The sequence below is a fragment of the Pseudomonas sp. PS1(2021) genome, from assembly GCF_020405165.1.
Classification (GTDB): Bacteria; Pseudomonadota; Gammaproteobacteria; order Pseudomonadales; family Pseudomonadaceae; genus Pseudomonas; species Pseudomonas aeruginosa.
In genome coordinates this window covers 3,115,917-3,139,519 of the sequence record NZ_CP084484.1, presented here as the reverse complement: position 1 = coordinate 3,139,519, position 23,603 = coordinate 3,115,917, and the positions used below count along the sequence as shown (strand labels likewise).

Genomic DNA, 23,603 nt, shown 5'->3' with positions numbered 1-23,603 from the left:
GCTTCAATCGGGCGTCGCGGGCGCAGGCGCGGCGCTGGCCGGGCCGCCATCCTGGATCATCAGCAGGCTCTGCGGCGAGGACAGCGCGATGCCTTCGCTGCGCAAGCGGTCGAGGATGGTGAAGAGCAGGTCGCTGCGCGCGCCGGCCACCGAACGCGGGCTGTTGACGAAGCCGCTGGCGTTGAGCACCAGGCCGTTGCTGGCGAGATCCTTGAACGTCACCGAGGGCGCCGGTGCGTCGAGGATCGCCGGGTGTTCGGCGAAGGCCTGCAGGAGCAGTTCGCGGACCTTCATCGCGTCGGTGTCCAGCGGCAGGGTCAGGTTCACCCCGACCACCCCGAGGGCATTGCCCATGGTCACGTTGCGCACGGTCTGGGAGATGAACTGCGAGTTCGGCACGATCACCGTGGAGCGGTCGCCCATCTGGATCTCGGTGGCGCGCACGTTGATCCGCCGGATATCGCCCTCCACCCCGCCCAGGCTGACCCAGTCGCCGACCTTCACCGGCCGCTCGGTCAGCAGGATCAGGCCGGAAATGAAGTTCTGCACGATGGCCTGCAGGCCGAAGCCGATGCCTACCGAGAGGGCGCTGACCACCCAGGTCAGGCTGGTCAGGTTGATGCGCAGGGTGGACATCACCAGCATCGCCAGGAGCACGAAGCCGAGGTAGCCGACCAGGGTCACCAGCGAGGCGCGCATGCCGGCGTCCATGTTGGTTTCCGGCAGCAACCGCTCGCTCAGCCAGCGCTTGACGATGCGCAGGGCGAACAGGCCGCCGACGAACAGCAGCAGGGCGACCAGGATGTCCTGCGGGACGATGTTCAGGTTGCCCAGGGTCTTGCTGCTTTCGCCCAGTTGGGCGAAGCCCTGCAGCAGTTCGCTGGGGCTCGAGCCGACCGGAAGGAAGGCCAGCAGCAGCGCGGTGAGCAGCAGCAGGGTGCGGCCGACCCCGGCCAGCACCGTGCTGGCCTGGGCCTGGTGGCGCGGCGACAGGCCGAGCGCATTGGCCAGCGCCAGGCCGCTGGGATGCTTGGGCGAGAGCAGGGTTTCGCAGATGTCGCCGAAGAAAGCGATCAGCAGGTAGGTGGTGGCCGCGATCACGCTGATCCACAGCAGCTTGCCGGTGAGGAAGTAGGCCAGCGAGAGGTAGCCGGTGAACAGGGCGAGGAGGATCGCCGCGATCCATACCGAGGCGACGAAGGGGATCAGCCCGGCGATCCCGCCTGGCCGCTCCAGGTCGTGCTTGCGCCGCACATGGTGGTAGCGCAGCAGGGCGGTGGCGAAGATCAGCGCGGTGACCAGCGCGGTCAGGCCGTTGAGGGCGACGGTCAGGGCCAGGCTGGTGCCGGTGACGCTGTTGATCCGTTCCTCGGTGGCCACCAGCATCAGCGCCACCGCGAGGATCGCCGGGAACGGGCCGAGGGCGCTGGCGATCCTGTCCGGGATCGCCGGCAGCCGCCAGGATGGTCGCGGCAGCATCAGCAGGGCGCGGCCGAGGCCGGCGATGAAGGCGCAGAAGGTCGCCAGGCTCACCAGTTGATCGGTCAGGCTGGCCATGTCGGGGCTCAGGCTGGCGTTGCTTTCCAGGCCCCAGCGCATCAGCGACACCGCGCCGACGATGGTCAGGATGGTCGCCAGCCCGACCGCCAGGGCCAGGGCGCTGCGCCGCAGGCGGCCTTCCGGCAGCCAGCGGATCATCGCCCAGGTAAGCATGCGCTCCAGCAGGCGGCGGCCGAAGCTCCAGACCAGCACGGTGGCCAGCAGGGTTCCGGCGAAGGCCCAGCGGTGTCCGGGCGCGATGGCGCTGTCGAAGGCGACCAGGGCCTCCGCCTTCAGCTTGTCCAGCCGGCGCAGGTCGTCGTCGGTGGGACGGATCAGGGTCGACCAGAAGCTCGGGCTGAACGGTGTCGCCGCGCGGCTGCTGATCTGCGAGTTGAACAGGCTGCGGCGCAGGTTGACGATCTGTGCTGCCAGGTCGCGGGACGACTGGCCGAGCTGGGTGGCCTGGCGTTCGTCGTCGAGCAGGGCGTTCTTCTGCCGGGTCAGGGCCTGGCGCTGGGCGGCGAGGCTTTCCGCCTCGTCGGGCTGCGGCGGGCCGATCACTTTCAACTGATCGTCGAGCCGCTCGATGTCGGCCACCCGCAGCGCGAGCAGGGCGTCGGCCTGGCGCTGGACTTGCAGCGCGCTCTGGCGCAACTCGGCGAGGAGGTCGTCGCTGGCGTCGGCGGTGACGCGCTGGCGGATCAGGTCGAGTTGCGCGTTGAGCTGGTCGAGGCTGGCGTCCTCGGCCAGGGCGGCCGGCGCTTCCAGGTCGACGGCCGCCTGCGGAGCCGGCCTGGCGGCCCAGGCCTCGCTGCCCAGGCTCAGGAGCAGGCCCAGGGCCATGGCGAACTGGCAGAGCAACATATGCAGGCTGGCGCGCCTCATCGAATCCCCCTTTCGATCCTGACTGGCTCAAGCAGTATGGACCGGTGCGGGCGCCGAGTAATTCCCCGCGTCGATAATCGCCAGGCGGCGCTAAAGGGACATGGATTCTGGCCATATCGATCCCTTTTTGGCCGCCGCCGCCGTTTTGCCGCGACCGCGCGCTGGGCAGAATCCCTCCACCAAGAACAAGAAACCTGCGAGGTCTCTCCATGCTGAGCGTCTACAGCGACGATCATCGTCTGCACTTCGGCCAGTCGGAACTGGTCGACGGCAAGCTGCAACCCTGTTTCGAAATGCCCAGCCGGGCCGACACCGTGCTGGCCCGGGTGAAGTCGCAGAACCTTGGCGAGGTGATCGCGCCGAAGGATTTCGGCCGCGAGCCGCTGCTGCGCATCCACGACGCCGCCTACCTGGACTTCCTCCAGGGCGCCTGGGCCCGCTGGACCGCCGAAGGCCACAGCGGCGACCTGGTGTCCACCACCTTCCCCGGCCGCCGCCTGCGCCGCGACGGGCCGATCCCCACGGCGCTGATGGGCGAGCTGGGCTACTACAGCTTCGACACCGAGGCGCCGATCACCGCCGGCACCTGGCAGGCCATCTACAGCTCCGCCCAGGTCGCGCTGACCGCCCAGGAGCATATGCGCCAGGGCGCCCGCAGCGCCTTCGCTCTCTGCCGTCCGCCGGGCCATCACGCCGGTGGCGACTTCATGGGCGGCTACTGCTTCCTCAACAATGCCGCCATCGCCACCCAGGCGTTCCTCGACCAGGGCGCCCGGCGCGTGGCGATCCTCGATGTCGACTACCACCATGGCAACGGCACCCAGGATATCTTCTACCGCCGCGACGACGTGCTGTTCGCCTCGATCCATGGCGATCCGCGGGTCGAATACCCGTACTTCCTCGGCTACGCCGACGAGCGCGGCGAAGGCGCCGGCGAGGGCTGCAACCACAACTATCCGCTGGCCCACGGCAGCGGCTGGGACCTCTGGTCGGCGGCGCTCGACGACGCCTGCGTGCGGATCGCCGGCTACGCCCCGGATGCCCTGGTGATTTCCCTCGGCGTGGACACCTACAAGGAAGACCCGATCTCCCAGTTCAGGCTGGATTCGCCGGACTACCTGCGGATGGGCGAGCGCATCGCCCGGCTGGGCCTGCCGACCCTGTTCATCATGGAAGGCGGCTATGCGGTGGAAGCCATCGGCATCAACGCGGTCAACGTGCTGCAGGGCTACGAAGGCGCGGCCCGCTGAGGAGCGAAGCATGCAATCGACTCGCAAGCTGCTGGCCGGCCTCGCGCTGGCCGTTTCCGCCGGGCTGGTCCAGGCCGCGCCGGAAGTACGGATCTACAACTGGTTCGACTACATCGCCCCGGACACCCTGAAGAACTTCCAGGCGCAGACCGGCATCGCGCCGAAGTACGACGTCTACGACAGCAACGAGGTGCTCGAGGCCAAGCTGCTGTCTGGGCATTCCGGCTACGACCTGGTGGTGCCCAGCGACAGCTTCCTGCCCAACTACCTGAAGGCCGAAGTGTTCCAGCCGCTGGACAAGAGCAAGCTGCCGAACTGGAAGAACCTCAACCCGGCCCTGCTCAAGGTGCTTGCCGGCAAGGACCCCGGCAACCGCTACGTGATGCCCTACATGTGGGGCACCAACGGCATCGCCTACAACCTCGACAAGGTCCGCGCGGTGCTCGGCGACGATGCGCCGCTGGACTCCTGGGACCTGGTGTTCAAGCCGGAGAACCTGGCGAAGCTGCAACAGTGCGGCGTGGCCTTCCTCGACTCGCCCACCGAGGTGATCCCCGAGGTGCTGCACTATCTCGGCCTGTCGCCCAACAGCCACCAGCCGGAAGACTACCGCCGAGCCGAGGAGCACCTGGCGAAGCTGCGCCCGTACATCACCTACTTCAGTTCCTCGAAGTTCGTCAGCGACCTGGCCAACGGCAACGTCTGCGTGGCCATCGCCTGGTCCGGCGGAGCGATGCAGGCGGCCAACCGGGCCAGGGAAGCGAAGAACGGCATACGCATCGAGTACCGCATCCCGAAGGAGGGCGCCGCGGCCTGGTTCGACGTGCTGGCGATTCCGCGCGACGCGAAGAACGTCGAGCAGGCGCACGCCTTCCTCGACTACCTGCTGCGCCCGGAGGTAGTGGCGCCGATCTCCGACTACGTGGCCTACGCCAACCCGAACAAGGCGGCGGACGGCCTGATCTCGGCGGAGTTGCGCGACAACCCGAACGTCTACCCGCCGGAAGAAGTGCAGGCCAGGCTGTATTCGGTGGAAATGCTGCCGCCGAAGCTGGAGCGGCTGCGCACGCGGACCTGGAGCAAGATCAAGACCGGCAAGTGAGCGGCCGCGGCCAGATGGCGGGTTCGCAGGACGCATAGCGTCCCCCAGGCCAGGCAAGCAGGCCGGAACCGCCGCCCACGGCCCGCTGGAGGTCGCTTCCAGGCTTCGACCGGGCGCGCCGGCTTGTCCATAATGGCGCTGCCCGACGGTCGCCGCTGGCGGCCGCTTCCTTCCATGCCTGCCTGTGAGTCCGCCATGCGTAAGTCCGCCGATGCCTTCGCCTTCCAGACCATGCTGTTGCTCTGCGTGATCTGGGGCATCCAGCAGGTGACCATCAAGTGGGCGGCGGCGGACATCGCGCCGGTGATGCAGGCGGCCATCCGTTCCGGCATCGCCGCCGCCCTGGTCGGCCTGCTGATGTGCTGGCGCGGCGGCTGGGAGGGCTTGCGCCAGGGTACCCTGGGCGCCGGCCTGCTGACCGGCACGCTGTTCGCCCTGGAGTTCCTGTTCATCGCCCTCGGCCTGCAATACACCACGGCTTCGCACATGTCGGTGTTCCTCTATACCGCGCCGATCTTCTCTGCCCTCGGGCTGCACTTCCTGCTTCCCAGCGAACGCCTGCGGCCCTTGCAGTGGCTGGGCGTGGCGGTGTGCTTCGGCGGCATAGCGGTGGCCTTCGGCGGAGGCCTGTCGTGGGCGGAAATGGATGGGCGGATGCTGCTCGGCGACGCTTTCGGCCTGCTCGCCGGGATGTCCTGGGGCGCGACCACGGTGGCAGTGCGCGGCACCCGGCTGTCCGAGGCACCGCCAAGCCTGACGCTGTTCTACCAATTGTTCGTGGCATGCGCCGGGTTATTGCTGATCGCTCTTTTCAGCGGCCAGTTCGGCGAGGTCCGCTGGACCCCGGTGAGCACCGCCAGCGTGCTGTTCCAGGGCGTGGTGGTGTCGTTCGCCAGCTACTTCTGCTGGTTCTGGCTACTGCGTCGCTACCTGGCGAACAACCTGGCGATCTTCTCCTTCATGACCCCCCTGTTCGGCGTCACCTTCGGTGTATTGCTGCTGGGCGAGCCGCTCAGCCTGAACTTCGTCGCCGGCGCGGCGCTGGTCCTCGCCGGCATCACCCTGGTCAGCGGCGAGCAGTGGCTGCGACGCCTGCTGCGACGCTGAGCGAGTGCGGCCGGCGCAACAGCAGGCCGGCGAAGACCAGGCCGAGCCCGGCGAGCGCCAGCGCCGGTTGCAGGCCGCCGGCGAAATGCGTGCTGAGCGCCGCCAGCAGCGGGCCGAGCAACTGGCCGAGGGCGAAACCGGTGGTCAGTTGGCCGGCGTTGCGCTGCGGCGTATGCGGCGCCAGTTCGCGGGCGTATTGCATCACCAGTTGCATGCCGGCGAGGAACGGCAGGCCGGTCAGCACCACCCCCAGGGCCAGTCCGCCGATCCCCGGCAGCAGGCAGGCGAGCACGCCGAGGGCCTGTAGCCAGAGCGCGCCGACCAGCCAGCGGCGGGTGCCGTCCGGGCGCTGCCGGCGCAGGCTGATCAGCACCACCCCGGTGGCCGAGGCCAGGCCGAAGCAGGGCCAGAACAGGTCGGCCTGCCATTGCCCGTGGAAACGCGCCGCGGCCATCTGCGAGAGAAAGGTGGCCGGGATGATGTAGCCGAGGCCGACCAGTCCGTAGGCCCAGGTCAGGCGGCCGAGGCCGGCGTTCTCGCTTGCCGTGGCAGGCGCGTCGTGGCCGGCGCTGCGTGCGGCCGGGCGCGGCAGCAGCGGCAGGAGCATGAGGATCAGGACCAGCGCGAGGTCGGCGAAGAGCTTCCAGATGAACACCGAGTCCTGGCCCAGGGCGTTGCCCAATGCCGCCAGCAGGCCGGTGACCATCACCCCGATGCCGGGGCCGGCGAACACCAGCGCGCCCAGCCGGGCCCGACCGCTTTCCGCGGCGAGGCGCTGGCTGAGGGCGGTGACCATGATCAGTACCCAGGCGCTGGCCACGCCAAGACCGAAGCGCAGCAGCGCGTGCGGCCAGAAGCCCTCGGCCCAGACCGAGGCCAGGGTCAGGCCGAAGCAGGCCCATAGCCCGACCAGCAGGCGCAAGCGCGCCTGCCGCGCTTCGCGGGCGAACAGCGCGTCCAGCGCGCCGACCAGGTAGCCGAGGTAGTTGGCGGCGGCCAGCAGGCCGGCGCCGGTCAGGTCGAGCTGGCCTTCGCGGATCAGGTGCGGCAGTTGCGGGGTCAGGGAGAAGCGTCCGACCCCCATGGCGACCACCAGCGCCAGCAGGCAGGCGAGCAGGCCGACCAGCGGCGAACGAAGAAAATCACGGGACATGTGCGGATTCCTGCCGGGGGATGAATGGCAGCAGGTTAGGTCTTGCGGAAATTCTGTAAAAATGAATAATTGTGAATTACTTGTTCTGTTTTGGAGAATTAACCGTGGAGTTCGGCCAGTTGAGGATCTTCCAGGCGGTCGCCGAGGAAGGCTCCATCGCCCGCGCCGCCGAGCGCCTGCACCGGGTGCCGTCGAACCTGTCGACGCGCCTGCGGCAACTGGAGGAACAGCTTGGCGTCGACCTGTTCCTCCGCGAACGCCAGCGCCTGCAACTGTCGCCGGCCGGCAAGGTCCTGCTGGACTACGCCGCGCGGCTGTTCGCCCTGCAAGAGGAGGCGCGCGCGGCGGTGCAGGGGGGCGAACCGGTGGGCGACTTCGCCCTCGGCTCGATGTACAGCACCGCGGCGATCCACCTGCCGCCGCGCCTGGCGGAATACCACCGGCGCTATCCGGCGGTGAACCTGCAATTGCAGACCGCGCCCAGCGGCGAGCTGGTCGAGTCGCTGCTGGGCGGGCGCCTGGATGCCGTGCTGGTGGACGGCCCGCTGGACTTCGACGGTCTGGAGGGCCTGCCGATGTTCGAGGAGCGCATGGTGCTGGTCACCGAGAATGGCCACCCGCCGGTGCGCGGTCCCGAGGACGTGGCCGGCAGCGCGGTGATCGCCTTCCGCCCGCGCTGCTCCTATCGCCTGCTGCTGGAGTCCTGGTTCGCCAGCGCGCGGGTGAGCATGGGCCGGGTGATGGAGATCGAGTCCTACCACAGCATGCTGGCCTGCGTGGTGGCCGGCGGCGGGGTGGCGCTGATGCCGGTGTCGATGCTGCAAAGCCTGCCGGGGCGGGAGTCGGTGGCGGTGCATGCGCTGGCCGAACCGTTCGCCCGGGCGAATACCTGGCTGGTCTGGCGCAAGGGCATGGTCGGCGCCAACCTGAAGGCCTGGATCGGTCTCCTGCAAGGGCGGGAATCGGCGTTGGCTTGATTCAGGTCAGGGTCCGGGGCCGGTTTCCCGCAGTAAAGTTGTTTCCAAGGACGGAGTGGAACGTGCGGAGAGTGGGACGCCGGTCTACTCTTTCCTAGGGCGACCTGACTTGTCAGGTCGCCCGATTCTCCTTCCCTTGGACAAGGGGCCTGTCATGAAACTCTGGCTGCAAAACCTGGCGTGGCAACTCGGTGTCGCCCTTGGCCTGATCGAGCCCCCGCGCATGCAACCCATCCCGGTGGAAAACGACGAGCAACGCCGGCGCCTCGCCGCGCGGCAACGTCGCTGAGCCGGTTCCCCGACGCTCTGGCCTCCGCCTGCGGCGCTGGCCAGAGTCCCGGTTTTGGTCTATCGATCGTGGTTCCTGAACCAGGCGACGATCATTTCCCTCAAACGCTCCCCGGAAAAGCTCGCGAAATGCCCGCCATGCACGGTGCGCACCGGTAGCTCGCGCAGGCGCGCGAGGCTGGAGGCATAGTCGTCGAGGTTGGAATGATAGGCGTCCTCGACCAGCGGACCGTCGTAGACGATGTCGCCGGAAAACAGCGTCTGTGTCGCCGCTTCCCACAGGCTGATGCCGCCCGGCGAGTGCCCGGGCGTGTGCAGCACCTGCAGCACGCGGTCGCCGAGATCGAGCACGTCGCCTTCGTCGATCAGTCGGGTCGCCGGCGCTGCTCGCACCCGGTATTCGGCGTAGCACAGCGGGCACTCCGGATGCGCCTCGAACATCTCGTCGCCGACATAGGCGCGCGCCAGGGTGTTGTCGCCGTCCGGCGCGGCGAGGATCTCCGCCTCGGCCGGATGCGCCAGGCGCTCGGCGAATTCGTGGTGGCCGGCGATATGGTCGAAGTGGGTGTGGCTGGCCACCGCCAGCAGCGGTCGTTCGGTGAGCCAGGGCAGTTGCTCGCGCAGGCTGACCAGACCGGAGCCGCTGTCCACCAGCACGTCGCGCTCGCGGCCCTGGACATGCCACATGTTGCAGCGATAGAAGGGGCGCACGTAGGGCTCGTGGATCAGGCTGATACCGTTGTAGAAGTGCCGGGTTTCGAACCAGCGGTCGCGGCTGACGATTCTCATCGCGGTCTCTGTCGGTGGAAAGGCTATCCCAGGAGGATAGGCGTTCAGGGTATGACCTTGCCCGGGTTGAACAGCCCGCTGGGGTCGAGCAGTTCCTTGATCTGCGCCATCAGCGCGAGCTTCAGCGGATCGGCGTAGCGTCCCAGGGCTTCCTTCTTCTCCAGGCCGATGCCGTGCTCGGCGGAGATCACGCCAGCGCATTCGCCCAACTCGCCGTAGAGGATTTCCTCCACCGCCTGGTGCAGCGGCAGCAGCGGGACGTCGGCGGCGAGCATGACGTGCAGGTTGCCGTCGAGGAAATGGCCGAAGAGGAAGACCCGCATGCCCTTCACCAGGTCGTCCAGGCGCCGCCGGATGCGCTCGACGTAGCCGGCCAGGGCTGGCACCGGCAGCGATACGTCGAAGGACAGGCTGTCGACGCCGGCGTGGATGGCCGCGTCGGAGTCTTCGCGCAGGCGCCAGATGGCCAGGCGCTGGGTTTCGTTGGCGGCGAGCAGGGCGTCTTCCACCAGCCCGTCCTCGAAGCAGCCTTCCAGCAGGGCGGTGAGCGCCTCGCCGGCATCCAGGTGGCGGTCCTCGGCCAGTTCCACCAGCAGGTAGAGAGGGCAGGGCGCCAGGCTCGGCGCGCTGTCGCCCATGGGTGCGGCGGTGCATTGCAGGTAGTCGTGCCAGAGGATCTCGCAGGCGAACAGGCGTTCGGCGTGCTCGCGGCGCAGGCGCGCGGCGATGGTGATCGCCGCGTCGACGTCGGGCAGGCCGAGCAGGGCGGTGGCGCCGGGACGCTGCAACGGCTCCAGGCGCAGTACCGCACGGGTGACGATGCCGAGGGTGCCTTCGGCGCCGACGAACAACTGCTTGAGGTCGTAGCCGGTGGTGTTCTTCAGCAGCCCGCGCAGGTCGCTGTAGACGCTGCCGTCGGCGAGTACCGCTTCCAGGCCGAGCACGCGCTGGCGCATGGTGCCGAAGCGGAAGGCGCGGATGCCGCCGGCGTTGGTCGCGACCAGCCCGCCGACGCTGGCGCTGCCGCGCGCGGCGAGATCGATGCCGGGGTCGAGTCCGGCCTCGGCGGCCAGCGCCTGAGCCTGTTCGAGGGTGACGCCGGCGTCGAGGTCGAGGGTCTGGCTGGCCGCATCCAGCCGATGTATGCGGTTCAGCCTGCGCAGCGAGAGCAGCACGTCGCCGGCTTGCGCGGCGCCGCCGCCGACCAGGCCGGTGAGTCCGCCCTGGGGTACCAGGGCGCGTCCCGCCTGGCGGCACAGACGCACCACGGCGGCGACCTGGTCGGTGCTTTCCGGCAGGACCAGGAAGCTTCCGGCGAGGTTCTGCGGATGGTAGCCGGGGTCCTGCCCGGCGAGCGCGGCACTGTCGCGCACGCCACGGGCGCCGAGGATCTCGCAGAGGGAGCGGTAGAGTTCGGAATCGTCCATGGCGGGCTCCGGGTCAGGGATGGAAGGGCGCGGCTTGCAGCACCTCGACGATCAGCGGACGGTCCGCCGGGGCGCCGCGCAGCAGTTCGCGCAGGTGCTCGAGATCGCGCGCGCGTTCGGCGGCGCAGCCGAAGCCGCGGGCGATGGCGAGGAAGTCCGGGGTGTAGATATCGACCCCGAGCGGAGTGATCTCGCGCCGCTCCATGTAGCGCTTGATCTCGCCATAGCCGTGGTTGTTCCACAGCAGCACGACGATGCCGACCTTGGCTTCCACCGCGCTGGCCAGTTCCGGCAGGGTGAACTGCAGGCCGCCATCGCCCATCAGGCTGACCACCGGGCGTCCCGGCTCACCGAGCTTGGCGCCGATGGCGGCGGGCAGGCCATAGCCGAGGGTGCCGTAGCCGGTGGAGGCGTTGAACCAGCGGCGCGGCTCGTCGAGATCGACCAGGTGGTTGCCGCTGTAGACGGTCTGGGTCGAGTCGCCGACGAAGCGGGCGTCCGGCCACTCGGCTAGGATCGCGGCGAACAGCTGGCGATAGTGCGACCAGCCGGCGAAGTCTTCGGCCAGGCGCTGGCGCACGGCGGCGGCGCGCCGGGCCCCGGGGCTGTCCGGCGAGGCCTCGCCGCCCGGCAGTTCGGCCAGCAGCACGCGCATGGCCAGCCGGGCGTCGCTGTGGATGGCCAGGCTCGGCGTGTAGTTGCGCATCAGTTGCTGCGGGTCGATGTCGATGCGGATCAACTCGCCATCGAGGGCGAAGCCGCCGTCGAACACCACGTCGTAGTCGGTTTCGCCCAGCTCGGTGCCGATGGCCAGCACCACGTCGGCCTCGGCGGCCAGCTCGCGTACCGGCACGCAGGACTGGTTGCTGCCCAGCAGCAGCGGGTGGTCGGCCGGTAGCAGGCCCTTGGCGTTGATCGTCAGGGCGGTCGGCGCGTCCAGCGCGGCGGCCAGGGCACGCGCTTCGGCGGCGGCCTCGACGCAGCCGCCGCCGAGCAGCAGCAGTGGCTTCTTCGCGTTGCGCAGGCGCGCTGCGGCCTCGCGCAAGGGCGCGAGGGCCGGCGCCGGGCGGCTGGCGACGGTGCGTGGGCGCAGGGCCAGGTGTTCGGCGGGAGCGGTGATGACGTCGAGCGGCAGCTCGATGTGCACCGGCCGCGGCCGCTCGCTGTCGAACACGGCGAAGGCGCGGGCGAGCACCGCCGGCAGCTCCTCGGCGCTCATCAGGGTATGGCTGAAGGCGCAGACGTTGCCTACCAGGTTGCGCTGGTTCGGCAGCTCGTGCAGGTAGCCGTTGCCGTGGGCCAGGCGCGCGCGTTCGTTGACGCTGGAGATCACCAGCATCGGAATCGAGTCGGCGTAGGCCTGGGCCATGGCGGTGAGGATGTTGGTCATCCCCGGGCCGGTGATGATGAAGCACACGCCGGGCTTGCCGGTGACCCGTGCGTAGCCGTCCGCCATGAAGCCGGCGCCCTGCTCGTGGCGCGGGGTGACATGGCGGATACGGCTGCCGGGCAGGCCGCGATAGAGCTCTACGGTATGCACGCCGGGGATGCCGAAGACGGTCTCGACGCCCCAGGCTTCGAGTTGCTTGACGAGGAATTCGCCGCAGGTGGTCATGGCCGTTCCTTTTTCATGTTCTCGGGAATGGAAAAGGCGAGGGAAAGTCCCTCGCCTGTCGGGGTTGTGCCTGGTTCAGGCGGCGCTGGCGACACCCGTCGGGCGCCGCGAGAACAGGCTGACCAGGACGAAGCTGAGCAGGCCGACCGCCAGGCTGTAGTAGATCGGCGTATTGGCGTCGAGGCCGTCCTTGATCATGAACACCAGCACGGTAAGGAAGCCCAGGGTCATGCTGGTGATGGCGCCGGCGGTGGTGGCGCGCTTCCAGTAGATCGCGCCGATCAGCGGGATCAGCATGCCGCCTACCAGCAGGTTGTAGGCCACGGTCAGGGCGCTGATCACGTCGCTGACCACCAGGGCGATGCCGAGCACTACCAGGCCCAGCAGCAGGGTCGCGATGCGGTTCTCGTGCACGTCGCCGTTGTCGGACTGGCCGCGGCCGCGGCGCAGGCGCGGCAGCAGGTCCTGGGTGACGGTGGTGGACGCCGCCAGCAGGCCGGCGCTGGCGGTGGACATCAGCGCCGCCAGGGCGGCGGCGATGACCAGGCCGCGGATGCCGTTCGGCAGGCTGTGCTCGACCACGCTGGCGAAGGCGTTGTTGACGTTCTCCAGGTCCGGCAGCAGGACCTTGGCGGCCATCCCGATCAGCGCCCCGGCCATGCCGTAGAGCACGCAGTAGATACCGGCGGCGGAGCCGGCGACCTTGGCCACGGTCTCGCTGCGGGCGGTGAACACCCGCTGCCAGATGTCCTGGCCGATGAAGATGCCGAAGAAGTAGATCAGGAAGTAGGTGACGATGGTGTCCCAGCCGATCGCGGTGAAGTCGAAGTAGCTGGCCGGCAGCTTGGCCACCAGGGCGTCCCAGCCGCCGGCGTCGTTGATCGACAGCGGCATCAGCAGGAACACCAGGCCGACGGTCATGATCAGGAACTGCACGATGTCGGTCAGGGTCAGCGACCACATGCCGCCGATGGTGGAGTAGAGCACCACGACGCCGCCACCGATCAGGATCGAGACCCAGAACGGCAGGCCGAACAGGACCTGCATGACGGTGCCGATGGCGATGGTCGAGGTGGCGCCGATCATCAGTGCGTAGACCAGCATGATCAGGGCGCTGGCGTGGCGCGCGGCGGGGTTGTAGCGACGCTCCAGGACCTGGGTGACGGTGTAGATCTTCAGCTTCAGCAGCGGCTTGGCCAGGAACAGGCTGAGGCCGACGATGCCGAGGCCGATCGCGCCGCACAGCCAGAAGCCGGAGATGCCATGGACGTAGCCCAGGCGCACGGTGCCGATGGTGGAGGCGCCGCCGAGGACGGTGGCGGCCATGGTTCCCAGGTAGAAGCCGGGGCCGAGGTTGCGGCCGGCCACCAGGTAGTCGTCGCGGGTCTTGGCGCGGCGCATGCCGTACCAGCCCAGCGCGATCATGCCCGCGGCGTAGATCAGAACGACGAATATGTCGAGGGCCATATCAGGTCTCCCAAGTTTCTCATTGTCATTGTTGTATCCGGCGAGGCGCCGGAAGCGCGGGACGCTGGCGTCCCGCCGTGTGTGTACCCCACCTCAGGCGGTGGCTATCGCCGGTGCCCTCCGCGTGCCGTGCGCGCGCACCCAGCGCGGTCCTCGCGGGCCATAGACGCAAGGCGGTTCCGGGAACAGGCGCAGCAGTGCCAGGTAGAGCAGGGCGGCCAGGCCGAGGGCGACCGGCAGGCTGAGGTCGATGCCGCCGGCCAGTTCGCCGAGCGGACCGACGAATTGCCCCGGCAGGTTGACGAAGGCCAGGCCGGCTGCCGCGCTGGGAATCCAGGCACCCATTCCGCGCCAGTTCCAGCCGTGCTCGAACCAGTAGGCGCCGCCGCGCTGGCCGCGGGTGAACACCTGCAGGTCGTCCGGGCGGTAGAAGCCGCGACGGGTCAGCAGGCCGATCAGCATGATCACCATCCACGGGGTGGTGCAGGTGACGATCAGCACGGCGAAGGTAGAGACGCTCTGCACCAGGTTGAAGGCGAAGCGGCCGACGAAGATGAAGCCGATCGAGGCGACCCCGATCAGCACCGTGGCCTGCACCCGCGAGAGCAGGCGCGGGAACACGCTGGACATGTCCAGCCCGGTGCCGTACAGCGAAGTGGTGCCGGTGGACATGCCGCCGATCACCGCGATCAGGCATACCGGCAGGAAGAACCAGCCGGGAGCGATGGCCAGCAGGCCGCCGACGTAGTTGTTGGCAGCGATGTAGTCCGGCGCGCGGACGGCGACGATGGTCGCGGTGGCGAGGCCGAACAGGAAGGGAACCAGGGTCGCCAGCTGCGCGCCGATCACCGCTAGCATGATCCGTGCCTGCGAGGTCTGGCGCGGGATGTAGCGGGCCCAGTCGCCCAGGAAGGCGCCGAAGGAGATCGGGTTGCTCATGGCCAGCAGGGTGGCGCCGATGAAGGCGGCCCAGAAGCCCGGCTGGCCGAGCTGCACGCTGCCGGCGTAGGCGGCGTCGAAGGGGCCGGCGAAGGCGAACAGGCCGAGCAGGAACAGCAGGCTGGCGGCCCACACGGCGATCCTGTTGACCAGCAGCATGAAGCGGAAGCCGTAGATGCATACGGTCAGCACCAGCACGGCGAACAGGCCGTAGGCCAGGCCCAGGTTCAGTTCGCTCTCTTCCAGGCCGACCAGGCGCCGGGCGCCGCCGACTAGGGCATCGCCGGAACTCCATACCGAGAGCGAGAAGAAGGCGATGGCGGTCAGCAGCGAGAGGAAGGAGCCGACGATGCGCCCGTGCACGCCGAAGTGCGCGCCGGAGGAGACCGCGTTGTTGGTGCCGTTGAGCGGGCCGAACAGGCCCATCGGGGCGAGGATCAGCGCACCCAGCGTGACGCCCAGCAGGATCGCCCACAGCCCGGCCTGGAAGGACAGCCCGAAGAGCACCGGAAAGCTGCCGAGCACGGCGGTGGCGAAGGTATTGGCGCCGCCGAAGATCATGCGGAACAGATCGACCGGCGTGGCGTTGCGTTCGTGGTCGGGAATCTGTTCGACCCCGAAGGTTTCGATGCGTGTGATTGCGTGTTGGTTATTGTTGTTATCCATGACGTTCTCCCGGGAGAGCTAGCTAGTCGATGGCAGGTACTCCGGCATCGCCGACAAGTGCTCATGGCAGGCCAGCCAACGGCCTTCTTGTTGTTCTAGGCGGAACAGGATGGTTTCCCGTTCCCGGTTCAGGCTTTCCGTTCCCTGGAGGCGCAGCCGGGTGGCGACGTCGTGGCTGAAGATCGCCAGGTCGCCTTGCAGGCTGACGCAGGTATTGCTGGATTCGCACGCCAGCACTTCGAAGCCGTCCTCGCGTCGCCAGCGCTCCCACAACTCGCGGTAGGCCGCGCGCGAGCGCAGCGGCTGAGGCCAGTTGTGGAAGATGAAGCTGGCGTCCTCGCTGAAGGCGGCGAAATAGGCCTCGGCATCGTTGCGGGCGAAGGCCGCCACCAGTCGGCGGGCGGCCTCCAGCACCTGTTCGACGCGGTCGTCGGTCATGGTCGCGCTACGGCTCAGCGACGCACCACGCCCGGGAGGACGCAGAGCATTTCATAGAGCAGGTTGGCGCCCAGCAACGAAGTGTTGCCGGTGGTGTCGTAGGGCGGCGAGACTTCGACCAGGTCGCAGCCGACCAGGTCCAGGCCCTGGCAGCCACGGATGATTTCCATCGCCTGGATGGTGGTCAGGCCGCCGATTTCCGGGGTGCCGGTGCCGGGCGCCCAGGCCGGATCGATGCCGTCGATGTCGAAGCTCAGGTAGACGGGGCCGCCGCCGACCTTCTCGCGGACCTCGGCCATCAGCGGCTCCAGCGACTTGTGCCAGCACTCTTCGGCCTGCACCACGCGGAAGCCCTGCTTGCGGCTCCAGTTGAAGTCCTCGGCGGTGTAGCCCTGGGCGCGCAGGCCGATCTGCACCACGCGGTCGCAATCCAGCAGGTCTTCTTCCACCGCGCGGCGGAAGGTGGTGCCGTGGGCGATCTTCTCGCCGAACATGTGGTCGTTGACGTCGGCGTGGGCGTCGATGTGGACCAGGCCGACCTTGCCGTGCTTCTTCTTGATCGCGCGGAGGATCGGCAGGGTGATGGTGTGGTCGCCGCCGAGGGTCAGCGGGAGGATGCCGTGACCGAGGATGCGGTCGTATTCCTGCTCGATGATGCGCACGGCTTCCAGCAGGTTGAAGGTGTTGATCGCGACGTCGCCGATGTCCGCTACGTTCAGCGAGTCGAAGGGGGCGGCGCCGGTGGCCATGTTGTAGGGACGGATCATCACCGATTCGGCGCGGATCTCGCGGGGGCCGAAGCGGGTACCGGAGCGCAGCGAGGTACCGATGTCGAGGGGCACGCCGACGAAGGCGGCATCGAGGGCGTCGAGTTCGGCGGGGGACTGGACATGGGGCAGGCGCATCATGGTGGCGATGCCGCCGAAGCGGGGCATTTCATTGCCGCCCAGGGGCTGGTGGAGATTCTTGTCCACGGGGTGGCCTCACGGTCGTTGTGGTTGTTTTAGGGGTCGGACGGATTCTCTTCACAGCCGGTAGCGAGTCAAATCGCTGGCTACAAATAATCAGTTCAGAGATTTCTAAACTAATGGCGAAGCGGCTAGACTTCGCCGCCGAGCCCGGACGGCGGCCTTTGCCTCGGCCCGCAGTCCGAAATCCTCGCCCCGCAAACCGGAGTCGCCGTGTCCAACGCCTTGCCCGACCTGCGCCTGTTGCGCATCTTCGCCGCGGTGGTGCGCCACCAGGGCTTCGCCGCCGCCCAGCAGGAGTTGAACCTGTCGACCTCGGCGATCAGCACCTACATGAGCCAACTGGAGAACCAGCTCGGCATCGTGCTCTGCCACCGTGGCCGCGGCGGCTTCAGCCTGACCAGCAAGGGCGAGCTGTTCCACCAGGAGACCCTGCGCATCCTCGGCGAACTGGAAGGCTTCGGACGCTACGCGCTGGCGTTGAAGGGCGAGCTGCGCGGCACCCTGAACCTCGGTGTGCTCGATTCCACGGTGAGCGACCCGGCGCTGCCGCTGGCCGAGGTGATCGGCGCCTTCAGCCGCGAACACCCGGCGGTGCACCTGCACCTGCTGGTGCAGAGCCCCTACGAACTGCAACTGAGCGTGCTGGAGAACCGCCAGGACCTGGCCATCGGCGCCTTTTCCAGTCGCATGAACGGACTGGTCTACCAGCCGCTGTACCGCGAACAGCACTGGCTGTACTGCAGCGACCGGCATCCGCTGTTCGACGGGCGGAGGATTCCCGCCGACCTGATCACCCAGCAACGCATGGTCGGCCGCGGCTACTGGAGCCAGGCCGAGCTGGCCCGGCACGGCTTCAAGCACAGCGCGGGGACGGTGGAGAGCATGGAGGCGCAACTGATCCTGATCCTGTCCGGCGGCTACATCGGCTACCTGCCGGAGCACTACGCCCACCCGTGGGTCGAGCAGGGCCGACTGCGCGCCTTGCTGCCGGCGACCTTCGGCTACCAGGCGCCATTCTCCCTGATCCTCCGCCGCGGCCGCTCGCGCGAGCCGCTGATCCAGGCCTTCCGCGACCAGTTGCGGACGCAGATGAGCCTGGCCTGAGCCCTAGAGATCGGCGTTGAGGGTGCGCGAGAACTGCTGCACCGCCTCTACCACCTTGTGCGTGCTCTCGCGGATGCCGAGGATCGCCGTGCCGGCCTCGTTGGCCAGCTCCACGCCGCGCCGCGCCTGTTCCTGGCTGTGCTGCATGTCGTCGATGACGCTGCGCGTACCGGTCTGGATGCGACCGATCATGTCGGCGATCTCCTTGGTCGACTTGCTGGTGCGCTCCGCCAGTTGCCGCACCTCGTCGGCCACCACGGCGAAGCCGCGACCCTGGTCGCCGGCGCGGGCGGCCTCGATGGCGGCATTGAGGGCGAGCAGGTTGGTCTGCTCGGCGATCTCGCGGATGGTGTTGACGATCGAGGTGATCTGTTGCGAGTGCTGCGACAGTTCGCCGATGTTCAGCGAGGAAGCATCCAGGGTATTCGCGATCTTGAGCATTTCCTCCACCGCGCTCTGGATGATCAGCGCGCCGTGTTCGGCGACGGTGCGGGTCTCGGTGGACAGGGTGTGGGCCTGGTGGGCGTTGTCCGCCTCGGCCTGGTAGCGGCGCATGCGGTCGCTGACGTCGCTGGCGAACTTGACCACCTTGTAGAGCTTGCCGTCGGCGTCGTAGACCGGGTTGTAGCTGGCTTCCAGCCAGACCGGCTGGCCGTTGCGGTGGACCCGGCGGAACTGCCCGGTGACGTACTCGCCGCGATTCAGGCGGCGCCAGAGGTCGGCGTACTGCGGGCCGTCGCGGTAGCCTGGTTCGCAGAACTGGCGGTGGTTGGCGCTGGCCAGCTCGGCTCGGCCATAGCCCATGGTGGCGAGGAAGTTGTCGTTGGCCGCGAGGACATTGCCGTCGAGGTCGAACTCGATCATCGCCATCGAGCGGGACAGGGCATCCAGCTTGCTCTGCATCTCGTGTTCCTGGTGGACGATGGCATCGATGTCGCTGGCGTACTTGACCACCTTGAGCAGTCGACCCTGCTCGTCGCGTACGGGGTTGTAGGTGGCTTCCAGCCAGAGCGGCCGGCCCTCGCGGGTGAGGCGTTTGCAGCGGCCGGAAAAGTGTTCGCCGCGCCGCAGGCGTTCCCAGAAGCGCCGGTAGTCTTCCGATTGCGCGTAGGCGCCGTCGCAAAGCTGGCGATGCGGTTTGCCGAGGATCTCGTCGCGGCGGTAGCCCAGCAGGGTCAGGAAATTCTCATTGGCATCGGTGATGTTGCCGTCGGGGTCGAACTCCACGCGCGCCATGGAGCGGTCCAGCGCTGCCATGTGCAGGCGCTCGGCGGCGAGTTGCTGTTGCAAGTCGGCGTTCATCTGTCGGTACTTGCGAGTGAACATGAGAAACATCCTTGGATAGAGAGGGGCTCATCCCAGTCTTCGGCGCGGACGGACGGGAGTTGAGAGGGCGGGGCGATTGTATTTTTTCATCGAACGACAAAAATTCGTCGTTATTCTTAATGGGTGAAGAAAATTACCGCCATTCGTCGGAAATATGACGTTTTTGCGAGCGAGAGAATGCCTCTCCGCCTGTGGCACACTGGGCCCCTTCCAGGAGTCGTCCCATGTCACGTATCCGCTGCGAGCGTTGCGCTCGCCCCGCCAGCCACTGCCTCTGCGCATTGATTCCCTCCTTGCCGTCGCGTACGCGGGTGCTGGTCCTGCAGCACCCCAGCGAGGTCGGGCACGCGCTGAATACCGCAGGGTTGGCCGTGCTCGGCTTGCGCAATGCGGAATTGCGGGTCGGCGAGCGTTTCGCCGAGGAGACCTGGCGGGTACCGGGCTACCGGGCCTGCCTGCTGTTTCCCGGCGAGCAGGCGCGAGCGCTGGCGGCGATGGCCGCCGAGGCCGCCGGCGAGCCCCTCCTGTTGGTGGTGCCGGACGGCACCTGGCGCAAGGCGCGCAAGCTGCTGCACCTGAACCCGGCCCTGGCGGCCCTGCCGCGGGTGAGCCTGGCCGAAGGCATGGCGTCGCGTTATCGCCTGCGCAAGGCGCCGGGAGAGGGCGCGCTGTCGACCATCGAGGCAATCGCCGCGGCGCTCGACGAACTGGAGGCGCCGCGTACCCACGAAGCCTTGCTGAAACCCTTCGATGCCCTGATCGAGGGGCAGATCGCGGCGATGGGCGAGGACACCTATCGGCGCAACCATCTCAGCCAGGAGCGCCGCCGCCGATAGCGGTCGAGCAGTTCCGGGATTGCCGTTTCGCGCCAGAACTCCGGGCTGACCATGCCGCTGGACATGCCGCCGTGGGCGTGGCGCGCGAGGTAGATCAAGGCATCGTATTCCAGCGGATGGCCGCTGAGGCGCTCGAAGGTCTCGCCGAGCAGGTGTTCCAGGGCCGCTGCGGAAGCCGGCCAGGACGCGTCCGCCAGTTGCCCGGCCATTTCCTGCCAGAGGTAGGGGTCGCCACGGCCGCCCCAGCGCGAGGGTTCCTGTTCGAAGAGTTCGGAGATGCGCGGTCTGGCCATGTCGGTCGGTCGTGTCTGTCGGAAACGAAAAGTATGCCCGATTGGCAGGGCCGCATGGGCGGAGTAGACTGCCGCGGTCTTTCCTTCCGTACGAGGTGTTCGTCCGATGCGCAATTGATGCTGCCGTGTCTGCACGGCCGGTTTTCCGTCCCTGGCCCGAGGGCCCGGGGGAATGCATGGCATCAAGGGGGTATCCATGACGAAGACGTCGACCCTGACGCTCGATGGCGTCTCTTTCCAGCTGCCGGACGGCAGCCTTCTGTTTTCCGATCTCGACGAAACCTTCGACACCCGGCACACCGGGCTGGTGGGACGCAACGGCGTAGGCAAGTCGCTGCTCGCGCGCCTGCTCGCCGGACACTTGCAGCCGTCCAGCGGCAGCGTCCGGCGCCAGGGGCGCGTGCGCTACCTGGCGCAGCAGCTCGAACCGGCCGACTACCCGACCGTCGCCGATCTGGCCGGCGTCCGCCCATGGCTGGAGGCGCTGGCGCGGATCGAGGCGGGTAGCCTCGACGCCGCCGACTACGAATGCCTGGGCGAGCGCTGGGACATCCGCCAACGCCTGGCCGACGCCCTGGCCGCCGAGGGGCTCGGCCATCTCCGCGCGGACACCCCGAGCGAACGCCTGAGCGGCGGCGAATGCATGCGCGTGGCGCTGCTCGGCGCATTCCTCGACGACGCCGACTTTCTCATCCTCGACGAACCGAGCAACCCTCTCGACGGGCCGGCACGCGCTTTGCTGCGGGCGCGCCTGGCGGCATGGGACGGCGGCCTGCTGCTGGTCAGCCATGACCGCGAACTGCTGGAGGGCATGCAGCGGATCGTCGAGCTGTCGACCCTCGGCCTGCGCAGCTATGGCGGCGGCTATTCCTTCTACGCGCAGAGCCGGGAGGAGGCGCGCGAGGCCGCCGAACGTCGCCTGGACCAGCGTCGTCTGGAGCGCAAGCGGCAGACCCTGGCCATGCGCGAACAGCAGCAGCGCCAGGAGCGGCGCCAGGCCAGCGGCCGGCGCGAAGGCAAGACGGCGAACCAGGCGAAGATCCTGCTCGGTGGGTTCAGGGAACGTAGCGAGGTCAGCGCCGGCAAGCTGCGCAACGCCCACCAGGCGGAGCGCGAGCGTCTCGACCGCGAGGTGCGCGAGGCTGCCCGGGAGGTCGAGGAGGCGTCGCCGCTGCTGCTCGATTCGCCCGATGCCGAACTGGCGGCACAGCGCCGGATCGTCGAGTTGAAGGGCGCGGTCCTGCCGCATCTGCGCGGGCCGTTGCGCGAAATCGACCTGCTCCTGAGCGGTCCGCGACGGCTGGCGCTGGTCGGCCCGAACGGCAGCGGCAAGTCGACCCTGCTGCGGCTTCTGGCCGGGCAACGGGCGCCGCTGGCGGGAACCTGCGCGGTGACGGTGGGCGCCGCCTATCTCGACCAGCGGCTGAGCGTGCTGGACCACGGGCGAGGCGTGCTGGAGCAGTTGCTGGAGGTCAATCGCAGTCGCGGCGAAAGCTGGCTCCGCACGCGCCTGGCGCAACTCGGCTTGCCGGCTGAACGGCTCGCCCAGCCGTGCGCGACGCTGAGCGGCGGCGAACGCCTGAAGGCGGCCCTGGCCCTGGTGCTCTACGCCGACCGGCCGGCGCAGCTGGTACTGCTCGACGAACCGGACAACCACCTCGACCTGGCTGCGCGGCAGGCCCTGGAAAGCATGCTCGGGCAGTACCGTGGGGCCTTGCTGGTGGTGTCCCACGACCCGGTGTTTCTCCGCCACCTGGCGCTGGATGGCGAACTGCGGGCTACTGCCGCGGGTTGGCGCCTGGAGGACCGATGAGCTGGCCATCCGCCGCGACCTGCAGGAGGCTGACTCCGCCGTGGCTGAAACCGATGGCGAGGAGTTTGTCGCTGACTGCCAGGCACAGCGGTATGGCGTCTGCCGTGCGGTAGCGCCAGCGACATTCGCCGCTGGCGAGGTCGCGTACCTCGACCTGACCATCGACCAGCACCAGTGCGATCCATTGTCCGCCGGGCAACGGCGCGAAGGCGCTGACCTGGGCGGACAGGGTCGCGCCCCAGAGCGTGCCGCGGCTCTCCAGGTCGTAGCAGGTCAGGCGCTGGGTACCGTAGGCGTGATGCGGCGAGTTGTAGACCTTGGCGTTGAGCAGCAGGCGATTGCCCAGCAGGCAGCCGTGCAGGTTGTTGAAGTGCTCCGGGTGGCGCTCCAGGCGTAGCACTTCGCGGGTCTTGAAGGTCTGCGGGTCGAGGCGGAACAGGCCCTTGTCCTGGTGCTGCTCCGGCGGATTGCCGGCCAGGTAGAAGAAGGCTTCGCCACGGTCGATGCGCAGATGGTGGTTGAACAGGTCGTAGTGTCCGAGACGGCGCCTGTGGATGATCCGGCCGGCCGGGTCGAGCACGAGGTCTTCCAGGTCTTTGCCCTCGAGGGCGATCTGGCGGGCGAGAAAACCGCCTTGGGCGGATTGCGCCAGCAGATGGCGGCAGTCGCTCAGGAGCAGCGGTTGTCCCGGTGTCAGCGGCACCTTGAACAGTCGCTGGGCGGCATACCCGAGTTGCAGATTGACCAGCAGGCTGTCGTCCGTGGCGTTATGGAAGACCTGCAGGCACTGGCCCCGTTCGGCCAGTTCGAAGCTGCGCAGGCTGTCGTCGGCCAGATTCCAGAGCTCGAGCCGGGGGTTGGCGCGGGCGATGGCCAGGCGTTGGCCGTCGAGAAAGCACAGGTCCCACACCGGTGGACGATGCAGGAACCGCCGATCTTTGCCCAGGGCGAGGTTTTCCAGGATCGGCAGCGCTGCTTCGCGTTGTGTCGAGGCAGGGTAGAGGGCCCAGTCGAAGGGCAGGCGGGTGCCGGGCAGGTCGTCCAGCACCAGTGGGGCGTCGACCGGAAAGGCTAGCGAATGGCGCTGGCGGAACAACGGTCGGTCCTCCAGGTCGTCGCTGGGGGCGACGGTGAAGGTCAGGCGCCGGCCGTCGTCCTCGAAGTCGCAGGCGAGCACTTCGCGGTTGTCGGCGAGCAGCGATTGGGTCTTGCCGCTCGCGTAGTCCCAGGCCAGCAGACCGCCTTCGAAGAAGGCGCCGCCGTCGTAGCGTCCGCCGCCGATCACCAGTACGGGCCGGCTCGGGTGCCAGGCGATGGCGTTGAGCGGAAAGCCCAGGTCCGGCAGGACGGCGATGCATTCGAGGTCGCCGCCGCGGTACAGGCGCAGGCTCTGTTCGTAGACGTCGAGCTGTCGGCCCGGGTGTTGCCCATGAAAGGCGCTGGCCACCGCAAGGAGCGCGCCGCCGGGAGCCTGGAACACGGCGTAGGGCTCGCCGATGTCGGCGAAGGCGCAAGCGGGCAGCCTGCGGCCCAGAGTGTGTAAAAACACTTTCTTATCTTGCGTGCTTCAGCCCATTGCTCCTGGGCGTGGCGATTTCCCGATTATTTACCACGA

At 68.3% G+C, this 23,603-nt stretch carries 20 protein-coding genes; 8 read left to right on the top strand and 12 right to left on the bottom strand.

Features of this window, described 5'->3' with window-relative positions:
* Window positions 1-3: 3 nt before the first annotated feature.
* Window positions 4-2,427, bottom strand: coding sequence for a DUF3772 domain-containing protein (locus LE197_RS14980; protein ID WP_023109023.1), 2,424 nt, complete (start codon window positions 2,425-2,427; stop codon window positions 4-6).
* A gap of 209 nt (window positions 2,428-2,636) precedes the next feature.
* Between LE197_RS14980 and aphA the strand changes: the two genes are divergently transcribed.
* The 3 genes from aphA (at window position 2,637) to LE197_RS14965 (ending at window position 5,886) form a co-directional block, all read left to right on the top strand.
* Complete coding sequence (gene aphA / locus LE197_RS14975) at window positions 2,637-3,677, top strand: acetylpolyamine amidohydrolase AphA (RefSeq protein WP_003105417.1); 1,041 nt, start codon at window positions 2,637-2,639, stop codon at window positions 3,675-3,677.
* Between the two features lie 10 nt (window positions 3,678-3,687).
* Entirely contained in the window at window positions 3,688-4,779 is a 1,092-nt protein-coding gene (locus LE197_RS14970; protein WP_003082943.1) for an extracellular solute-binding protein, read from the top strand.
* 195 nt (window positions 4,780-4,974) lie between these two features.
* Window positions 4,975-5,886 (top strand): DMT family transporter, encoded by a 912-nt coding sequence (locus LE197_RS14965; protein WP_003145167.1) that lies wholly within the window; start codon window positions 4,975-4,977, stop codon window positions 5,884-5,886.
* Here the strand turns inward: LE197_RS14965 and LE197_RS14960 are convergent.
* Window positions 5,846-7,039: an MFS transporter gene (locus LE197_RS14960; RefSeq protein WP_003105421.1), complete on the bottom strand. Its 1,194-nt coding sequence runs from the start codon at window positions 7,037-7,039 to the stop codon at window positions 5,846-5,848. The two genes, LE197_RS14965 and LE197_RS14960, sit on opposite strands and share 41 nt — an antisense overlap.
* Window positions 7,040-7,143: 104 nt before the next feature.
* Between LE197_RS14960 and ptrR the strand changes: the two genes are divergently transcribed.
* On the top strand, window positions 7,144-8,016 hold the full coding sequence (ptrR, locus tag LE197_RS14955; protein WP_003082949.1) for a putrescine utilization regulator PtrR: 873 nt from the start codon (window positions 7,144-7,146) through the stop codon (window positions 8,014-8,016).
* 154 nt (window positions 8,017-8,170) lie between these two features.
* Complete coding sequence (locus LE197_RS36875; RefSeq protein ID WP_003087006.1) at window positions 8,171-8,305, top strand: PA1414 family protein; 135 nt, start codon at window positions 8,171-8,173, stop codon at window positions 8,303-8,305.
* Between the two features lie 59 nt (window positions 8,306-8,364).
* On the opposite strand, the gene LE197_RS14950 is transcribed toward LE197_RS36875, so the two are convergent.
* The 7 genes from LE197_RS14950 to speB form a co-directional block, all read right to left on the bottom strand.
* Window positions 8,365-9,093: an MBL fold metallo-hydrolase gene (locus tag LE197_RS14950; protein WP_003118669.1), complete on the bottom strand. Its 729-nt coding sequence runs from the start codon at window positions 9,091-9,093 to the stop codon at window positions 8,365-8,367.
* Window positions 9,094-9,137: 44 nt separating this feature from the next.
* Complete coding sequence (locus tag LE197_RS14945; protein ID WP_003145164.1) at window positions 9,138-10,520, bottom strand: FAD-binding oxidoreductase; 1,383 nt, start codon at window positions 10,518-10,520, stop codon at window positions 9,138-9,140.
* Window positions 10,521-10,533: 13 nt separating this feature from the next.
* Entirely contained in the window at window positions 10,534-12,135 is a 1,602-nt protein-coding gene (locus tag LE197_RS14940) for a 5-guanidino-2-oxopentanoate decarboxylase (RefSeq protein WP_003122953.1), read from the bottom strand.
* A 75-nt stretch (window positions 12,136-12,210) separates the two neighbouring features.
* Window positions 12,211-13,602, bottom strand: coding sequence for a sodium:solute symporter (locus LE197_RS14935; RefSeq protein ID WP_003100479.1), 1,392 nt, complete (start codon window positions 13,600-13,602; stop codon window positions 12,211-12,213).
* Window positions 13,603-13,695: 93 nt separating this feature from the next.
* Complete coding sequence (locus LE197_RS14930; RefSeq protein ID WP_003112429.1) at window positions 13,696-15,207, bottom strand: purine-cytosine permease family protein; 1,512 nt, start codon at window positions 15,205-15,207, stop codon at window positions 13,696-13,698.
* Window positions 15,208-15,225: 18 nt separating this feature from the next.
* Complete coding sequence (locus tag LE197_RS14925) at window positions 15,226-15,645, bottom strand: YybH family protein (RefSeq protein ID WP_003109911.1); 420 nt, start codon at window positions 15,643-15,645, stop codon at window positions 15,226-15,228.
* Between the two features lie 14 nt (window positions 15,646-15,659).
* Window positions 15,660-16,619 (bottom strand): agmatinase, encoded by a 960-nt coding sequence (gene speB, locus LE197_RS14920; RefSeq protein WP_003087022.1) that lies wholly within the window; start codon window positions 16,617-16,619, stop codon window positions 15,660-15,662.
* 207 nt (window positions 16,620-16,826) lie between these two features.
* Here speB and LE197_RS14915 point away from each other — a divergent pair, with 207 nt between their 5' ends.
* On the top strand, window positions 16,827-17,720 hold the full coding sequence (locus LE197_RS14915; RefSeq protein WP_003087025.1) for a LysR family transcriptional regulator: 894 nt from the start codon (window positions 16,827-16,829) through the stop codon (window positions 17,718-17,720).
* 3 nt (window positions 17,721-17,723) lie between these two features.
* Here LE197_RS14915 and bdlA read toward each other — a convergent pair whose 3' ends face one another.
* Complete coding sequence (gene bdlA, locus LE197_RS14910; RefSeq protein WP_073666562.1) at window positions 17,724-18,977, bottom strand: biofilm dispersion protein BdlA; 1,254 nt, start codon at window positions 18,975-18,977, stop codon at window positions 17,724-17,726.
* Between the two features lie 293 nt (window positions 18,978-19,270).
* Between bdlA and LE197_RS14905 the strand changes: the two genes are divergently transcribed.
* The gene (locus LE197_RS14905) at window positions 19,271-19,882 is read left to right on the top strand and encodes a tRNA-uridine aminocarboxypropyltransferase (protein WP_023109022.1); all 612 of its coding nucleotides are present in this window, start codon (window positions 19,271-19,273) and stop codon (window positions 19,880-19,882) included.
* Here LE197_RS14905 and LE197_RS14900 read toward each other — a convergent pair.
* On the bottom strand, window positions 19,840-20,175 hold the full coding sequence (locus LE197_RS14900; RefSeq protein ID WP_003100463.1) for a hypothetical protein: 336 nt from the start codon (window positions 20,173-20,175) through the stop codon (window positions 19,840-19,842). The genes LE197_RS14905 and LE197_RS14900 overlap by 43 nt on opposite strands.
* Window positions 20,176-20,371: 196 nt before the next feature.
* Here LE197_RS14900 and LE197_RS14895 point away from each other — a divergent pair, with 196 nt between their 5' ends.
* Entirely contained in the window at window positions 20,372-21,988 is a 1,617-nt protein-coding gene (locus LE197_RS14895; protein WP_073666561.1) for an ATP-binding cassette domain-containing protein, read from the top strand.
* Here LE197_RS14895 and LE197_RS14890 read toward each other — a convergent pair.
* Entirely contained in the window at window positions 21,954-23,537 is a 1,584-nt protein-coding gene (locus tag LE197_RS14890) for a hypothetical protein (RefSeq protein WP_057386885.1), read from the bottom strand. The two genes, LE197_RS14895 and LE197_RS14890, sit on opposite strands and share 35 nt — an antisense overlap.
* Window positions 23,538-23,603: the final 66 nt, after the last annotated feature.

Excerpts from the sequence above, each read along its gene's own strand:
- LE197_RS14940 (WP_003122953.1), bottom strand. The coding sequence starts at position 12,135 with ATGACCACCTGCGGCGAATTCCTCGTCAAGCAACTCGAAGCCTGGGGC.
- LE197_RS14925 (WP_003109911.1), bottom strand. The coding sequence starts at position 15,645 with ATGACCGACGACCGCGTCGAACAGGTGCTGGAGGCCGCCCGCCGACTG.
- LE197_RS14960 (WP_003105421.1), bottom strand. The coding sequence starts at position 7,039 with ATGTCCCGTGATTTTCTTCGTTCGCCGCTGGTCGGCCTGCTCGCCTGC.
- LE197_RS14905 (WP_023109022.1), top strand. The coding sequence starts at position 19,271 with ATGTCACGTATCCGCTGCGAGCGTTGCGCTCGCCCCGCCAGCCACTGC.
- LE197_RS14935 (WP_003100479.1), bottom strand. The coding sequence starts at position 13,602 with ATGGCCCTCGACATATTCGTCGTTCTGATCTACGCCGCGGGCATGATC.
- LE197_RS14895 (WP_073666561.1), top strand. The coding sequence starts at position 20,372 with ATGACGAAGACGTCGACCCTGACGCTCGATGGCGTCTCTTTCCAGCTG.
- LE197_RS14965 (WP_003145167.1), top strand. The coding sequence starts at position 4,975 with ATGCGTAAGTCCGCCGATGCCTTCGCCTTCCAGACCATGCTGTTGCTC.
- LE197_RS14945 (WP_003145164.1), bottom strand. The coding sequence starts at position 10,520 with ATGGACGATTCCGAACTCTACCGCTCCCTCTGCGAGATCCTCGGCGCC.
- LE197_RS14930 (WP_003112429.1), bottom strand. The coding sequence starts at position 15,207 with ATGGATAACAACAATAACCAACACGCAATCACACGCATCGAAACCTTC.
- LE197_RS14950 (WP_003118669.1), bottom strand. The coding sequence starts at position 9,093 with ATGAGAATCGTCAGCCGCGACCGCTGGTTCGAAACCCGGCACTTCTAC.
- LE197_RS36875 (WP_003087006.1), top strand. The coding sequence starts at position 8,171 with ATGAAACTCTGGCTGCAAAACCTGGCGTGGCAACTCGGTGTCGCCCTT.
- LE197_RS14980 (WP_023109023.1), bottom strand. The coding sequence starts at position 2,427 with ATGAGGCGCGCCAGCCTGCATATGTTGCTCTGCCAGTTCGCCATGGCC.
- bdlA (WP_073666562.1), bottom strand. The coding sequence starts at position 18,977 with ATGGCAGCGCTGGACCGCTCCATGGCGCGCGTGGAGTTCGACCCCGAC.
- LE197_RS14900 (WP_003100463.1), bottom strand. The coding sequence starts at position 20,175 with ATGGCCAGACCGCGCATCTCCGAACTCTTCGAACAGGAACCCTCGCGC.
- aphA (WP_003105417.1), top strand. The coding sequence starts at position 2,637 with ATGCTGAGCGTCTACAGCGACGATCATCGTCTGCACTTCGGCCAGTCG.
- LE197_RS14970 (WP_003082943.1), top strand. The coding sequence starts at position 3,688 with ATGCAATCGACTCGCAAGCTGCTGGCCGGCCTCGCGCTGGCCGTTTCC.